Annotated in this window: 10 protein-coding genes; 6 read left to right on the top strand and 4 right to left on the bottom strand. The window is 32.5% G+C overall.

Annotation, left to right across the window (positions count from 1 at the left end; genetic code table 11):
• The first annotated feature begins 18 nt into the window (after positions 1 to 18).
• A complete protein-coding gene (locus JBL43_RS12275; protein WP_198841724.1) occupies positions 19 to 1,536 on the top strand; it encodes a TrkH family potassium uptake protein in 1,518 nt (505 codons plus the stop codon).
• A gap of 204 nt (positions 1,537 to 1,740) precedes the next feature.
• A complete protein-coding gene (locus JBL43_RS12270; RefSeq protein WP_198841723.1) occupies positions 1,741 to 1,941 on the top strand; it encodes a hypothetical protein in 201 nt (66 codons plus the stop codon).
• Positions 1,942 to 2,007: 66 nt separating this feature from the next.
• On the opposite strand, the gene JBL43_RS12265 is transcribed toward JBL43_RS12270, so the two are convergent.
• From JBL43_RS12265 to JBL43_RS12255, 3 genes are all read right to left on the bottom strand, one after another.
• Positions 2,008 to 3,492 carry a SusD/RagB family nutrient-binding outer membrane lipoprotein gene (locus JBL43_RS12265; protein WP_198841722.1) on the bottom strand — a complete coding sequence of 495 codons (1,485 nt, stop codon included), beginning with the start codon at positions 3,490 to 3,492 and terminating at the stop codon, positions 2,008 to 2,010.
• 12 nt (positions 3,493 to 3,504) lie between these two features.
• Positions 3,505 to 6,651 carry a SusC/RagA family TonB-linked outer membrane protein gene (locus JBL43_RS12260; RefSeq protein ID WP_198841721.1) on the bottom strand — a complete coding sequence of 1,049 codons (3,147 nt, stop codon included), beginning with the start codon at positions 6,649 to 6,651 and terminating at the stop codon, positions 3,505 to 3,507.
• 597 nt (positions 6,652 to 7,248) lie between these two features.
• Positions 7,249 to 8,763: a helix-turn-helix domain-containing protein gene (locus JBL43_RS12255; RefSeq protein ID WP_198841720.1), complete on the bottom strand. Its 1,515-nt coding sequence runs from the start codon at positions 8,761 to 8,763 to the stop codon at positions 7,249 to 7,251.
• A gap of 250 nt (positions 8,764 to 9,013) precedes the next feature.
• Here JBL43_RS12255 and JBL43_RS12250 point away from each other — a divergent pair, with 250 nt between their 5' ends.
• Positions 9,014 to 9,337, top strand: coding sequence for a hypothetical protein (locus JBL43_RS12250; protein ID WP_117879422.1), 324 nt, complete (start codon positions 9,014 to 9,016; stop codon positions 9,335 to 9,337).
• 123 nt (positions 9,338 to 9,460) lie between these two features.
• On the top strand, positions 9,461 to 12,940 hold the full coding sequence (locus JBL43_RS12245; protein ID WP_198841719.1) for a methylmalonyl-CoA mutase family protein: 3,480 nt from the start codon (positions 9,461 to 9,463) through the stop codon (positions 12,938 to 12,940).
• Between the two features lie 72 nt (positions 12,941 to 13,012).
• Here JBL43_RS12245 and JBL43_RS12240 read toward each other — a convergent pair whose 3' ends face one another.
• Positions 13,013 to 14,260, bottom strand: coding sequence for an MDR family MFS transporter (locus JBL43_RS12240; RefSeq protein WP_198841718.1), 1,248 nt, complete (start codon positions 14,258 to 14,260; stop codon positions 13,013 to 13,015).
• A gap of 211 nt (positions 14,261 to 14,471) precedes the next feature.
• Between JBL43_RS12240 and JBL43_RS12235 the strand changes: the two genes are divergently transcribed.
• Together JBL43_RS12235 and JBL43_RS12230 are read left to right on the top strand one after the other, a co-directional pair.
• Positions 14,472 to 15,092: a DUF1684 domain-containing protein gene (locus JBL43_RS12235; RefSeq protein WP_198841717.1), complete on the top strand. Its 621-nt coding sequence runs from the start codon at positions 14,472 to 14,474 to the stop codon at positions 15,090 to 15,092.
• On the top strand, positions 15,082 to 16,020 hold the full coding sequence (locus JBL43_RS12230; protein ID WP_198841716.1) for a pyridoxal-phosphate dependent enzyme: 939 nt from the start codon (positions 15,082 to 15,084) through the stop codon (positions 16,018 to 16,020). Before JBL43_RS12235 ends, JBL43_RS12230 begins: the two co-directional genes overlap by 11 nt.

The raw sequence follows: 16,020 nt of genomic DNA, 5'->3' as shown, positions 1-16,020 counted from the left end.
GATCACGTTAAATTACAAATGAAAAATTTAAACATAAAAATCATTTTTCAAATGATGGGGTTCCTCCTCATTTTTAATGGTCTTTTTATGCTCATATCAGCTGGCGTAAGTTTCTATTATGACGACGGTGCTACCCAAGGAATTTTTTTTGCAGGTATCATCACCATATTGGCTGGATTAATTTCGAGGTTTACAACCAAAAATTTTAAAAAAAGAATTAATAAACAAGAAGGATATATTATTGTTACCCTTGGATGGGTTTTTATGTCTCTATCAGGTTCTTTGCCTTATATATTTTCTGAATCTATACCTTCATTGACCAATGCCTTTTTTGAAACAATGTCCGGGTATACCACTACAGGAGCCTCTATATTAAATGACATTGAAAGTATGCCTGAAGGAATTCTCTTTTGGCGTAGCACAACACATTGGATTGGTGGTATGGGTATTATTGTTTTAACCATTGCTGTTTTACCCTTATTAGGCATAGGTGGTATGCAACTTTTTGCGGCAGAAGCTCCAGGACCTTCTGCGGATAAATTGCATCCACGTATTACGGACACTGCTAAAAGATTGTATTTAATTTATTTAGGCCTTACAGTAGCAGAAGCCGTATTTTTAAAATTAGCCGGCATGAGTGTTTTCGATGCTGCAAACCATGCAATGAGTACTCTTTCTACTGGAGGATTTTCAACAAAAAACGCGAGTGTTGCCTTTTGGAATGACAAACCAATTATACATTATATCATAACCATTTTCATGATTATTGCAGGTACAAATTTTGTATTAACTTATTTTGCTTTCAGAGGAAAATTAAGTAATGTTTTTAAAGATGAAGAGTTTAGGGCCTATATTCTTAATATTATAGGAATTAGTGTTATTGTAGCGTTAATTATTTATTTTAGAGCAGATGTATCTAATATTGCCACAGAGACACAATTAATAGACCATCCTATGGTTTATGGAAGATTAGAAAGTGCTTTTAGACATGCTTTCTTTCAAGTGGCCAGCGTAATAACTACCACAGGTTTTGTTTCAGCAGATTTTACGGTTTGGACTCATTTTTTAACCATATTGTTTTTTATACTGATGTTTTTTGGAGCTTCAGCCGGTTCAACATCTGGTGGTATTAAATTTGTTCGTCATATTATAATGATAAAAAATGGTATTTTAGAATTTAAGCGATCAATGCATCCAAGTGCTATTATTCCAGTTTGGTATAATGGTAAAACAGTTTCTCAAGATATTGTATTTAACATTATGGCTTTTGTTATTCTCTATTTAATTGTATTTGCCTTAGGCTCTCTTGTCTTTGGATTACTCGGTCTTGATTTTATTACTGCCATTGGTGGTTCTGCTTCCTCACTAGGTAATGTTGGACCTGCATTTGGTCAATTAAGCCCTGTAAACAATTATGATAGTTTACCAAGTTTAGGCAAATGGTGGTCCGCGTTTTTAATGTTATTAGGTAGACTCGAGTTATTTACCGTTTTAATACTATTTACACCTTACTTTTGGAAAACAGGTAAATTCTAAATTGAAAAATATATTTTAAATTAAAAGATAAGTCATTGTTTCAATAATTTAATTCAATCAATTATTTATGCATGTCACCACATAATTTAGTGTATAATTCGTATGTCTTTTGAGCAGTAATAATAATAATAATAATAGCATGGCAACTATTTTATTGTTTTTGCTTTTAGCTCACTTGTCTTTGGTTTACTCGGCCTTTATTCTATGACTGCTATTGGTAGTTCTGTTTCTTCTCTAGGTAATGTTAAATCTGCATTTGGTCAATTAAGCCCGGTAAACAATTATGATAGTTTACCAAGTTTAGGTAAATGGTGGTCTGCCTTTTTAATGTTATTAGGTAGACTCGAGTTATTTACCGTTTTAATACTATTTACCCCTTACTTTTCGAAAACAGGGAAGTTCTAAATAAAAAAAATCCATCTTAAATTAATAAGATGGATTTTTGTTTGAATACTATCTTTCAATCAATTATTAATTTACATCCCACCATAATTTAGTGTGGTTGTCATCGGCTCCTTGAGCAGTAATAATTGCAGTATAATTTGTAGGGTTATTATCTTGTACCGAAGAATCATAAGAATCTCTAACAGGAATTCTAGGATCACCAGCATTTGTTGAAGGAACTAAAACAGGGTAGTCAAATCTTCTCCACTCAGCCCATGCTTCCCAACCGTTTAAATATAATGCTATCCATTTTTGATAAGCGATGTCATTCATGCTTGTCCAAGGATGTGCTGCTATATAAGCAGTCTTATCAGCAGCATCTACACCCCAGTAATCCATAGAAGCAGCAATACCTTCTTCATATAAAACAGTAGCAGCAGTTCCGCCAACATTCCATCCTTTTACTGCAGCTTCCGCCATAGCAAATTTCATTTGAGCTGCAGTGTAAAGAGGTGTTGGGTAATCAACATCGTAAATTATAGTTGCTGTTGGAAAAGAATAATCTGGTACATTACCATTTACTGTTCCGTTTGGAGCACCTACATATTTTGCATCTGTATTACCAGGAAACATTGGATTAGTAGCTGTTCCAGCGGTAGCAGGCTCAGCATACTTAAACAATCTAGGATCAAGATTAGATCTTAAAGTTTCCATCATCGTTACAGATAAAACGTAATCTTCTCTTTCCTTCCATCTATCATGCCATACGCTATCATCTACATCAGTAGTTCCATAGGTATATTCTAAATTTTGAGCATTCGTACTTATATAGACACCAGATGCAATTACCTCCTCGAATTTAGATTTAGCTAAAGCAGGGCTAACATCAGAAATTCTTAGTGCCATTGTCATTTTTAATGAATTGGCAAATAACCACCATTTGTTCATGTCTCCGCTAAACATGACATCACCATGGGGGCCTGTTTTAGAAGGATCAATAGCACTCATTGCTGACTCAAGATCTGCAAAAATTATGTTATAAATTTCTTCTTGAGTATCAAATGCAGGTTGAGGATTATCTATACCTTGAAAACCTTCGGTATAAGGTAAGCCACCCCATTTGTCTGTCATATAATGTAAGATATAACCTCTTAAAATCTTTGCAGTGGCAATTTGGTTAGCATTATCACCAAATTGAGCAGCAGTAGCTATTGTAGCGGCATCTTCGTTCAATTCAATAATTCGATTCAAATTTTGTATAGCACCCGTAAAGAAATCATTATAGCTTCTCGTTAAAGTTGAATATCTAGAATCTCCTGGATATTGCCCTTCAGTCAATTGTTGCGTGAAGAGTATTCCTTGCATGTTTGTGGCAATACCATTTATGGAATTACCATCATTGTCATCAAAACCACCTACACGTTTCTGTGCTTGCGTAAGTAACTGAGAAGTTACCGCCGCAGTTGGTCCGTTAGGATTGTTATTTACATCTCCAAAATCTACAGTTTCACAAGAGCTGTAAATAAAAGAAATACCAAGAACCAATATTATATTTTTTATTTTGTTATTCATCTCAGTTTTTTTTTAAAATGTTAATTTTACATTAAGTCCAAAAGATCTGGTAATTGGTAATTGACCAGCTTCTGCCCAGTTTACACCGCTTCTTTTTTCAATTTCAGAAGGGTCAACCCAATTTAAATCAGAATCAATCAACCAAAGGTTGTTACCGAATACAGATAATTGAAGTGCTTCTAATCCCATTTTTGAAACTAAATCACTGTTAAAGTTATAGTTTAACCTTGCTGTTCTTAATTTTAAATAAGTTGCATCATGTACGTTATTTTCGTATATATTACCCAAGTTACCTAAGTTAAAATGATCTTGAGCATCAACATATTTATCAACTATAGTGCCATCAGAGATAGGTATACCATCTGCATCTGTTCCTGTTTGTAATACACCAACAATGTGTACACCACCACCTGAAGCAACAGGATCTCTTAATGGATTACCCTTATCATTTAAACCCGCAGTTTTTGCAGATAAACCTGAGTGATCCATATATCTTTCTGTTCTAGAATAATATAAACCTCCTTTTTGCCCGTCTAAACCAACAAATAAATCTAAATTTTTATATCTAATTGTAGTTGTAATACCATAGGTATAATCAGGTAATAAACTACCCAATTTCTTATTAGGTTCTCTTGCAAACTGATCAGTACCAGTATAGATAATACTACCATCAGTATGGTTAGCAAAACCTCTACCTAAGAATAAACCATATTCTTCACCAACTCTAGCTTGTAATTTCATACTAGAAGTATATGTACTAATATCATAAGAATCAACACCTGGGTAAATGGCATCAACATACTTTTCTAATGTTGCAAAATTCACGCCTAGATCCCATGTGAAATCATCTGTTTTAATAATAGATCCATTCAATCCAATTTCAATACCTGTTGAAGTATTTTTACCTGAATTCACAATGATATCTCCATAACCAGTAGAACCATCTAAATTAACTTCTACAGGTAAATCTTCATCAACTCTTTTAAAGTATGTCACATCTAAACCTATTCTACTTTTTATAAATCTAAATTCAGCACCTACTTCAAATTCACCTCTTGTACCACCAACTAAGTTAGGATTATTTTGGCGACTAGCTACTGATAATGTACCCTGTCCTTGATATAATCCATTAACATTATAAACACTAGAAATTTGATATGGGTCTGGAAAATAAGGAGCTTTTGCATAACCAGCTCTCAATTTAAAAAATGTCATAATATTGTTTTGTGGTAAAAGCTTGTTTACCAATAAACTTGTTGACACACCGTATGTTTCTACCCTATTATTGTCTGGATCAGCAGTAGAAGACCAGTCAAACCTGTAAGATCCATCAAGATATAACAAGTTTTTAAAACCAAAAGATGCTTTTAAAAACGTACCTCTACTTTCAAGTTGCTCTATGACTGTGCCTGCAGAAACAGGATCCTTAGAACCAGCTAAGCTGTAAAACTCAGGAATTGTTAAATCACCATTAGTACTAGCCGATAAACCTTTAAAGTCTTGAATAATAATTTCTCCACCTAAACTAGCTGCTACATCTAAATTCCCATCTAAAAAGCTATTATTATAATTTAACATACTAAAATAATGCTCTTTGTTGTATCTTCTTTGATATTCTGAATAACTTGCAGCCTCCAATAAACTTTTAGTGGTACCACGATCATCATTAGCATAATTATGAAAGGTAGATCTAATTTCGGCTATAATATTAAATTGGTCATTAAATTTGTAAGTACCTCCAATTTTACCATATGCAGAATTTTTATATTCATGTCTAAGATTTTCATAAGATTGAAAATCTGGCATATCCCAATATAATGGTCTTGCATCTCTTGCACTTCTAATGTTCCAAGATACTATTTGTCCATTACGCTCATAATCTCTTAATCTATCAAAATCAAGTTGTCTTTGCCACCATTGGTTCATATTTGAAGCTAGATTGGCATAACCTTGATCAGGATCATTTGTAGTTTTTCTATCTTGATAATTAACATTTACATTAACCGTAAATTTATCAGAAATGTCATAACTAGCATTTAAAGACATATTAATTGTCTTTTGATCAGAGTTTCTAATAATACCACCTTTATCGATAAGAGAAATTGCGGATCTAATATTATAACCATCTCCACCTTTAGAAAAACTTAAAGAGGTATTATTTGTGATACTCGTTCTATAGAATGAGTCAACATCGTTTGGTGTTGGTGACCACTCTCTTAATTCTCCAAATTCTGGAGTACCTTGAACCCATGAATCCCAATGACGCACTAAAGTACCATCTAATTTAGGACCCCATGATTCATCAGCGTTATATTCTGGTATATTTTGACCATCAAAACTTGCCCAATCTGCTGGGTCAGTAGCTGGATCATAAGTAAACGTGTTAAATGTTTGACTATAACCACCACCATATTCATTTTGATAATCTGGTACTATTGAAACATTACCAACAATAGTAGAATGATCAACAGTAAACGAAGCTTTACCATTTGTACCCTTTTTAGTGGTAATGATAATTACCCCGTTTCGACCTTCCGGACCATAAATGGCAGTTGCAGAAGCACCTTTCAAAACAGACATGTCTGCTATATCGTTCGTATTAATGTCTCCCGTTTCATATACTTGAATTCCGTCCACAACATATAACACATCCGTTTCACCTCTTAATTTAATTTCAGAATCTCTAAAACCAGTACTAGCTTGACCAACAATTTGTACACCAGCCACTTTACCAGCTAAGGCATTGTTTACGTCAATATCTTTACCTTTTTGAAGTTGTTCAGCATCAACAGATTGTTGAGAATACCCTAAGGATTTCTTTTCTCTCCTAAGACCTAAACCAGTAACCACAACTTCGTCAAGTACGTTATCAGCTTCTAGAACTACATTCATAGTACTTGATGTTCCAACAGTAACTTCTTTTGAAGACATACCAATAAAACTAAACTTAAGTACATCTCCTGTTTTGGCTTTGATAGTATAAATACCATCAAAATCAGTTTCTGTGCCCGAAGTTGTCCCTTTAATGACAACACTAACACCTGGTAACGGGCCTGATTCATCTGAAACAGTACCATTAATTGTTCTTTCTTGTGCATGCAGCAGCGAACCACATAAAACAGAAAAAACCAACAATAAATTGTAAAATTTAAATTTCATAAAAATATATTTGAGTTAATAAAAATTAAAAGAATGCCAAACAAATAGTATTAGAAGGAACATTTAATTCAAATAAACTTCTCAGTATGAAAACAAAGGTTAATGGAACTCTGCTTTTTAAAGAAGAAAGTAACTTCAACGACAAGTGATTGACATTCGGAAACAAATGAAGTATATATTGTAAGTTTCATAGGAAAAGTTTATAATACCTTACGTATCCGACAAACACTTACCGTCTATTTACCATTAAAACATCCTTAAAAAGAAAATTTAAAAAGAGTTTAAAAAAATAGTATACAACTCGCCATAATAATACACTTAATCAATGACTGCAAGCAATCAAAAAGTTACTATGAGTAGAAATATATTTGAAAAATAACTTATAAAAAGCAAGTTTAAATGACCTTTGACACAAAAGTAGATGACATCAACACAAAGGATTTGTATTCTAATTAAAATAGAACTTTTAAGGGCTATAATACCTTTACTTCACTAAATATTTTAGGATTATTAATTAAAAAAAGTACAGAAGAAGTATATCAGAATGTAAAATTAGATGTGCTAATAGGAGTTGAATTAGCATAGAATTATTTTGGCTTACACCACTCTTCTAAGTAAAGTTGATCGATATTGTGAAGGAGTAAGATTTGTTTCTTTTTTAAAAGCTTTATTAAACGTAACCTTATTATTATAACCTACATCATAAGCGACATCAATAATAGTCAAAACCCCACTTTCATCATTATTAAATATATCTTGGGCCTCTTTTATTCGAAACATATTAATTAAAGTAAAAAAGTTCATTTTAAAATGCTCATTAATAACTTGCGACGTACTATGCCTATCTGTTCCCAATCTTTCTGAAAGTTTTTCGAGACTAATATCACTAACTTTGTATACTTTTTCTTTATAGAACAAATTCAATAAATCATCTTTAAGTTCATTTGAAAGCTCTTCATTCAGTCTAGATTTTTCGTATTTAAAATTAAATATATTTGTAAGTCGGTACTGGTTCGTAAAGATACTAGGTTGAACATAAGCAGAATACCCAACAAACATGATAACAATTGACAAGGTAATCATTTGCGGATGCACATAATAACTCGATGTTAATAAACCTGAAATTACAATAAGAAATATCAATTGAGAAATTACAAATGCCCCATTTAGGACTACAACATTTCTAATCCACAATTTGATATTATTATGTTCATTACCTTTCTTAAATTTCAAATATTCATTTAATGTAAAAATACCATATATTGTTAATGAAATTGCCTTCAGTATAAGTGAGTAATAAAAAAAGGGATCGTCCCATTCTTTATGATTAATTATAATATTTAACTTCTCATTTACAGGAAGTATATAATATTTTGTAAAATAAATAAGCATAAAAACAAATGGTACTAAATGCAAAAGATCTAAAGTTTTGAATTTATACTTAGTACTTATTCTTTTTATATAAAAGTACAATAGAGGTCCATATAAAAAATTTAACGTAAATGTAGAAAATAAGGAATGTGGAAACTTTACTTGAATATTAGTTATATAAATACACACATGAATAATAAAAAGAGAACTAAATAATATAAATAAACTAATCAACAAGTTCGCAATTCTGTCCTCAGATTTCTTAAAATTAATTACTAAAGCTATAAAAAGACCAATCAATCCAGTATATAAATAAATCATAACCCAATATTCGTACTTCGGGGCAAATTTATCACTAACAGATATAAAAGCTTTATCTTCTCTTATACTATCAAAAACATGTTGATTAAGGATATCAACATCATTTGATTGCCTTATATATTTCTCTATAAATTGAGTAGCATTGGGAACATCTTTCAAAATAGCATGACTATAAGCCAATTCCTTAATTTCTTCATTTGACTTGTTCACGTCCTTTCCTTGAGAAACAAGTGTATTGTAAGCATCAACTATGACTTGTGCATTTTTGTGATTCAGAAGCCCCGGGTTGTAATTAATTTCCACTACATCTACTCCATCAGAATCCATTGCAACTGAAGTATTTTCAATTGCATCATTCTGAGAAAAAACAGCAATGCTGATAAAAAAGAAAAGTATTTTAAAAATACTAAATCGATTCATAATCACTAATTATTTTTATAAAGTTTTAATTCACAGCCCCATGACTATGGCCAAATATACAAAATTTAGTTAAAAAAGTGTTAAAATAACCTTGAATTGTTAAAGTTAGCCAATAAAACAGATTTTAATGTTAATTATTTGTTCACAACTTCGCTCATCTTAAAACACTGAACAATAATTATTTAGTAATTTTAACGTTATAAGAAAAAGCAACTTCCCCAAAAGATATTATTGCTAAAAATACATTGACATGATTCTATTTTCAAAATATTTGATTCCCAAAAATTATACGGGCTTAGCTATCTATCCCTTTATTTTTTTAAAGAATAAATCATTGTCAGATAATTGGGTATTGATAAATCATGAACGCATTCATTTAAAGCAGCAACTTGAATTGCTCTGGGTATTCTTCTTTCTTTGGTATATTTTAGAATTTCTTTTTCGTTTCGTTCAATTAAGAAATTGGAATGATGCTTATAAAAACATCAGCTTTGAAAAAGAATCTTATGAAAATGAAGGCAATCCAAATTACCTAAATGAACGTAAAACTTGGTCTTTTATCAACTATTTATAAGGATAATCACCCTTTACATCACCACTAGTATTGTTTTAACTTCTCTATTTCTTCTTACAAGATTACCTCTCATTTTTCAATCAAATAAATTGTAAATTGCGTTTGCAAAATTAAAGATTGTAAATGAAAACTATAAAATCATATATCCCTAAAAATAAAATTAGAATTGTAACTGCAGCTTCGCTTTTTGACGGGCATGATGCCTCCATTAATATAATGCGTAGAATTATTCAAGCCACAGGTGTTGAAGTAATTCACTTGGGCCATGATAGAAGTGTAGAAGAAGTAGTTAATACTGCTATTCAAGAAGATGCCAATGCTATTGCTATGACTTCTTATCAAGGTGGGCACAATGAGTATTTCAAATACATGTATGATTTGTTACAAGAGAAAAACGCATCACAAATAAAAATATTTGGAGGTGGCGGTGGCGTAATTTTACCTGAAGAAATTAAGAATTTAATGGATTATGGAATTACCAGAATTTATACGCCAGACGATGGTCGAAAAATGGGACTCCAAGGAATGATTAATAATATGGTAGAACTATGTGACAACGCAATTCTAACACTGCCCCATGAAAACAATATTCTAAAGTTACTTGAAAACAAAGACGTAAACACTATTGCTAGATTAATTACACTAGCAGAAAATGACTACAAGACTTATAAAAAGATTTATGAAGATTTTTCTTCAAATATACCTGAACAAGCAAAGACTCCTGTATTGGGAATTACCGGAACTGGTGGTGCTGGAAAATCATCATTGGTAGATGAATTAGTACGACGGTTTTTAGCAGATTTCGAAGATAAAACCTTAGCGATAATTTCTGTAGATCCATCTAAAAGAAAAACAGGCGGAGCGTTATTGGGAGATAGAATACGAATGAATTCTATAAAAAATGACCGTGTTTATATGCGTTCCTTGGCAACTAGACAGTCGAACTTATCACTTTCAAAAAATGTTGTAGATGCCATTGATGTTTTAAAGGCTGCTAATTTTGACCTCATCATTTTAGAGACTTCTGGTATTGGACAATCGGGAACCGAAATAATTGAACACTCCGACTTTTCTCTATATGTAATGACACCAGAATATGGTGCAGCTACGCAACTCGAAAAGATTGATATGATTGATTATGCTGATGTGATTGCTCTTAATAAGTTTGATAAACGCGGTGCTTTAGACGCTCTACGCGATGTTAAAAAACAATACCAACGTAATCATAATCTTTGGGATGAAAACCCAGACGATATGCCTGTTTTTGGAACCATTGCCTCACAATTTAACGATCCTGGAACAAACTCTTTATACAGCGTTATAATTGAAAAACTTAACAACAAAACTCCAATTGATTTTAATAGCTCATTTCAGATAACTGATGAAATGTCTGAAAAGCAATTTATAATTCCACCAAACAGAACGCGATATCTTTCTGAAATAACCGATACCAATCGTAATTATAATCAGACAAGTATTGATCAAAAAAGGATAGCACAAAAATTATATGGAGTTTATATGACAATATGCTCGGTACTAAATATTGATTCTGCTAATTGGATAAAGAAATTCTTTAATGAGAGTGGAGCTAACGATGAAGAAATTCTTCGCTTTGCTATGAATGATAATGATAACCAATTAGATTCGTCATCAGAATTTCTAAAACTTCTATTAAAAGAATTTTCTCGTACTAAAAAGGAGTTGAGTCCTCAAAATTGGGAAACAATTTTAGCTTGGGAAGATAAAAAACAGGCCTATAAAAACCCTATTTATTCGTTTAAGGTTCGTGATAAAGAGATAAAAATTGATACACATTCTGAATCTTTATCACATTTACAAATACCTAAAATTTCTTTACCAAAATATGAAGCTTGGGGAGATGTTTTATTGTGGAGCTTACAAGAAAATGTACCTGGAGATTTTCCATATACTTCAGGAATTTATCCATTTAAACGCACCGGAGAAGATCCAACTAGAATGTTTGCAGGCGAAGGAGGACCAGAACGCACCAATAGACGTTTTCATTATGTTAGTTTAGACATGGATGCAAAACGATTGTCTACTGCATTTGATTCTGTTACATTATATGGAAATGATCCAGATTTGCGTCCAGATATCTATGGTAAAATTGGTAATGCAGGTGTTTCTATTTGCTGTTTAGACGATGCTAAAAAATTGTATTCTGGTTTTGAATTGACAAACCCAATGACTTCAGTTTCTATGACTATTAATGGTCCGGCACCAATGTTGCTTGGCTTTTTTATGAATGCTGCTATCGATCAGGAATGTGAAAAATATATAAAAATAGAAGACTTAGAAGAGGAGATTGAGATAAAAATTGAATCAATTTACAATAAGAAAGGCGTTAAAAGACCAAAATATCAAGGCGATCTTCCCAAAGGAAATAACGGATTGGGATTAATGCTTCTTGGGGTTTCTGGTGATGATGTTTTACCCAATGCTATTTATCAAAAAATAAAATTAGAGACTATCGCTAAAGTTCGGGGTACAGTTCAAGCTGATATTTTAAAAGAAGATCAAGCCCAAAATACATGTATTTTTTCAACAGAATTTGCACTGCGTCTTATGGGCGATGTGCAAGAGTATTTTATTGAAAATAAAGTTCGGAATTTTTATTCTGTCTCTATTTCAGGTTATCATATTGCTGAGGCAGGAGCAAATCCAATATCTCAATTGGCTTTCACTTTATCAAATGGCTTTACGTACGTAGAATACTACTTATCTAGAGGAATGGACATTAATAAATTTGGACCCAATTTATCATTCTTTTTCTCTAACGGAATTGATCCTGAGTATGCTGTAATTGGCCGAGTAGCTCGTAAAATTTGGGCAAAAGCCATGAAATTAAAATATGGAGCCAATCCTAGAGCACAAATGCTTAAATATCATATTCAAACTTCTGGCCGATCATTGCATGCTCAAGAAATTGACTTTAACGATATAAGAACCACCCTGCAAGCTTTGTATGCCATTTATGATAATTGCAACAGCTTACACACCAACGCTTATGACGAAGCCATTACCACACCAACAGAAGAGTCTGTACGTAGAGCCATGGCCATTCAGTTAATTATCAATAAGGAATTAGGTTTAACGAAAAATGAAAATCCAATTCAAGGTGCATTTATTATAGAAGAGCTAACCGATTTGGTTGAAGAAGCGGTCTATGCAGAATTTGATAGAATTACCGACAGAGGTGGTGTTCTGGGAGCTATGGAAACGATGTATCAACGTTCAAAAATTCAAGAAGAAAGTTTGTATTACGAAACTTTAAAACACAATGGAGACTTCCCCATTATAGGCGTAAACACTTTTTTAAGTAGCAAAGGCTCTCCAACTATTCTACCTCAAGAAGTCATTAGAGCTACTGAAGAAGAAAAGAAATATCAAATAGAAGTGGTTGACAATTTAATCAAAGGTAATCACGAAAAATCTGCAGAACAACTCAAGTTATTACAAGAAAAGGCCATTAAAAACGGCAATGTTTTTGAGCAATTGATGGAGGCCACTAAAGTTTGTTCTTTAGGTCAAATAACTCATACATTATTTGAAGTTGGCGGCGAGTATCGTAGAAATATGTAAATAATCACTTGTATTTCAATCATTAAAAGGGAAGAGGTCACTTAAAGATTAATTGACCTCTTCTAATTTTATTTATTTATAACTTTCTATTTTTTCCAATCGCTCTTTTTCAACAGCAACTTTTAACCAATATAGAAGCAGTAAACATCCAATTGTTAAGCCTGTCATGATATACCAAGTCGTGTCAAAACCTAAATAATCTACAAAATGCATCCCCATATTATGACCAAAAACATGAGCAATTGAAAATGATATGGTGTATAACCCCATATATTCACCTTGTCTCCCTCCTTTAGCTCGTTGCATTACAAATGCATTTGAAAACGGGAAGAGTATCATTTCTCCGACAGTCATTAAAACCATTCCTATTATTATTATTCCAATCCAATGACTTAAATTTAAAATGAAGAGACTTGCACCCATTAGGGCAGCTCCAAAAATCATCAACCCGACCATGTTCAGTTGCTTATCTTCTAGTTTTTTAATCAAAGGCATTTCCAATACAAAAATTAAAAAACCATTAAACCCCATCAATAGACCGATATGGAATTCAGATAATTCATATACATCTTTATAATATAATGGCATGGTAGAAAAGTATTGTAAGAATACAAAACCGAACAATACCATGGCAGCAAAAAAGATAAAGAATATCTTATCGTTATACACAGATTTAGGATTTTCTACAATAATAATATCTAAAACTCGTGCTTTTTTTGGACGTAATACCATCACCAATAGTATGGCTGCTAATAAACAGGTAATACCATCAATCCAAAAAAGTGATTCATAGCCAATTGCTGTAATTATTAAACCTCCAATAACTGGCCCTCCAGAAAAACCTAAATTAATAGCCAATCGTACTAAAGTAACAGAACGTGCTTTATTTTCTGGTTTGCTATAGGCATTCAAAGCCACAAACATAGCAGGCCTAAAGGTATCTGCGACCAGCATTACTAAAAATATACCCATACAGATGGTATAAAATGTTGTTAGGTATTGCAAACCAACAAATAGGAAGCCCGTTCCTATTAAACTAAACACCATTACTTTATAATATCCAATTTTATCGGTTAGCTTACCCCCTATCCATGAACCAACCACAGAACCTAAACCAAAAGCCGTCATAACCCAACCTACTTTACTTACCGTAAAGCCCATGTGTTTGGTTAAATACAATGATAAAAATGGAATAACCATTGTACCTGCTCTATTCACAAAAGTTATTAAAGCAAGCCACCACACCTCTCTAGACAAACCATTAAAAGTGTCTAGATAAGGTTGGACAATTTTATTATTTAAATAAGTTAGTAGTTTCATTTTTTTCTAAAAACAAAAAACCCGGCAAATTGCCGGGTTTTTATTATATAATTTATTATACCGATCAATTTATAACATACCCAAGCTTGTTCGTTCTTGAACAAATAAACTTGACATATTTTAAAGTGGTATACATTATTCTTTGTTTATAATAGTTCAAAGCTACAAAATATTTTTTTAATCATTATATTTACCTCAAATTCTAGTTTTTATGCAAAGATTTATTGTTTTGGTTCTTTTAGTAATTTCATCTATCGCCTGCTCACAAAAAAAGGTGATTTTCGATGATTATATTGCTTCAATAAAAGGGTATCAAATTGAATTAAACATGGAATTTTCTGACCCAATAGAATCTCCATTAACGCAAGAACATAGAGTGAAATTTGAGAGCTTAGACTTTTTCCCAATTGATTCAACTTATAAGGTTACAGCAACTTTCGAATTGGATAAAAATCCAAAGACGTTTTCAATGCCTACCACTACAGATAGGTTACCTATTTATAAAACCTATGGAGTGGCTAAATTCAATTTAAATGGCAAAAAATTAACGTTGCAAATTTATCAGAATCAAGATTTAATTCTACAACCAAAATATAAGAACCATTTGTTTATTCCTTTTCGGGATAAAACAAACGGAGAAGAAACCTATGGCGGTGGACGCTTTTTAGACCTAGAAACTCCAGAAGGAACTACTATTGTCATTGATTTTAATAAAGCATACAATCCTTATTGTGCCTATAACGGAAAGTACTCCTGCCCTATTCCGCCCAAAGAAAATGATTTAGAAGTTGCGATAAAAGCTGGTGTAAAAAATTATAAAAATGGACATTAAACAAGATATTTTAGAAAGTTATAATAGAATCTTTCCATATATACATAAAACTCCTATAATTACCTCAAAGACTATTGATAAAATGTCAGGGGCCAAATTGTATTTTAAATGTGAGAATTTTCAAAAAATGGGTGCTTTTAAAATGCGAGGTGCAACCAATGCTATTTTGCAATTAACAGCGGAACAGAAGCAAAAAGGTGTCGTTACACATTCATCCGGTAACTTTGCTCAAGCCTTAGCATTAGCTGCAAAAAACTTAGGTGTAAAAGCGTATATCGTTATGCCTAGCAATGCTCCAGAAGTTAAAAAAAGTGCCGTTCGAGGTTATGGCGGTGCAATTACTGAATGTGAACCTACGCTGGAAGCTAGAGAAACCACAGCAAGTAAAATTCAACAAGAAAAAGGAGCCACATTTATCCATCCCTTTAATGATTTTAATGTGATACTTGGCAATGCTTCTGCAGGAAAAGAATTACTTGAAAAACAAACTGATCTAGATATAATAATTGCCCCAGTAGGTGGAGGTGGATTGATTTCAGGAACCGCTTTAAGTGCCATTGCATTTGGAACCAACTGTAAAGTTATTGGAGCAGAACCTTTTGCTGTTGATGATGCTTATCGATCTATGGAAAGCGGAAAGATAGAACACAACACAACTACGGATACCATTGCAGATGGACTAAAAACCTCATTGGGTGATATCACATTCAACTTAATCAACAACCATGTTGAAAAAATAATTCGTGTTACTGAAGATGAAATTGTATCTGCTATGCGGCTTATATGGGAACGCATGAAGATTATTGTAGAACCTTCTAGTGCTGTGGCTTTAGCCGCAGTTCTCAATTCAAAAGCTGAATTTGCAAATAAAAAAGTAGGAGTTATCCTTTCTGGTGGTAATGTTGACTTAAAGAAATTACCTTTTTAA

The sequence above is a fragment of the Aureibaculum flavum genome (genome assembly GCF_016406085.1).
GTDB classification, from domain to species: Bacteria; Bacteroidota; Bacteroidia; order Flavobacteriales; family Flavobacteriaceae; genus Aureibaculum; species Aureibaculum flavum.
This window is presented reverse-complemented; position numbering and strand designations above follow the sequence as displayed.

Bases quoted from the DNA above. Each gene is read 5' to 3' on its own strand.
- JBL43_RS12275 (WP_198841724.1), top strand. From the start codon at position 19: ATGAAAAATTTAAACATAAAAATCATTTTTCAAATGATGGGGTTCCTC.
- JBL43_RS12270 (WP_198841723.1), top strand. From the start codon at position 1,741: ATGACTGCTATTGGTAGTTCTGTTTCTTCTCTAGGTAATGTTAAATCT.
- JBL43_RS12265 (WP_198841722.1), bottom strand. From the start codon at position 3,492: ATGAATAACAAAATAAAAAATATAATATTGGTTCTTGGTATTTCTTTT.
- JBL43_RS12260 (WP_198841721.1), bottom strand. From the start codon at position 6,651: ATGAAATTTAAATTTTACAATTTATTGTTGGTTTTTTCTGTTTTATGT.
- JBL43_RS12255 (WP_198841720.1), bottom strand. From the start codon at position 8,763: ATGAATCGATTTAGTATTTTTAAAATACTTTTCTTTTTTATCAGCATT.
- JBL43_RS12250 (WP_117879422.1), top strand. From the start codon at position 9,014: ATGATTCTATTTTCAAAATATTTGATTCCCAAAAATTATACGGGCTTA.
- JBL43_RS12245 (WP_198841719.1), top strand. From the start codon at position 9,461: ATGAAAACTATAAAATCATATATCCCTAAAAATAAAATTAGAATTGTA.
- JBL43_RS12240 (WP_198841718.1), bottom strand. From the start codon at position 14,260: ATGAAACTACTAACTTATTTAAATAATAAAATTGTCCAACCTTATCTA.
- JBL43_RS12235 (WP_198841717.1), top strand. From the start codon at position 14,472: ATGCAAAGATTTATTGTTTTGGTTCTTTTAGTAATTTCATCTATCGCC.
- JBL43_RS12230 (WP_198841716.1), top strand. From the start codon at position 15,082: ATGGACATTAAACAAGATATTTTAGAAAGTTATAATAGAATCTTTCCA.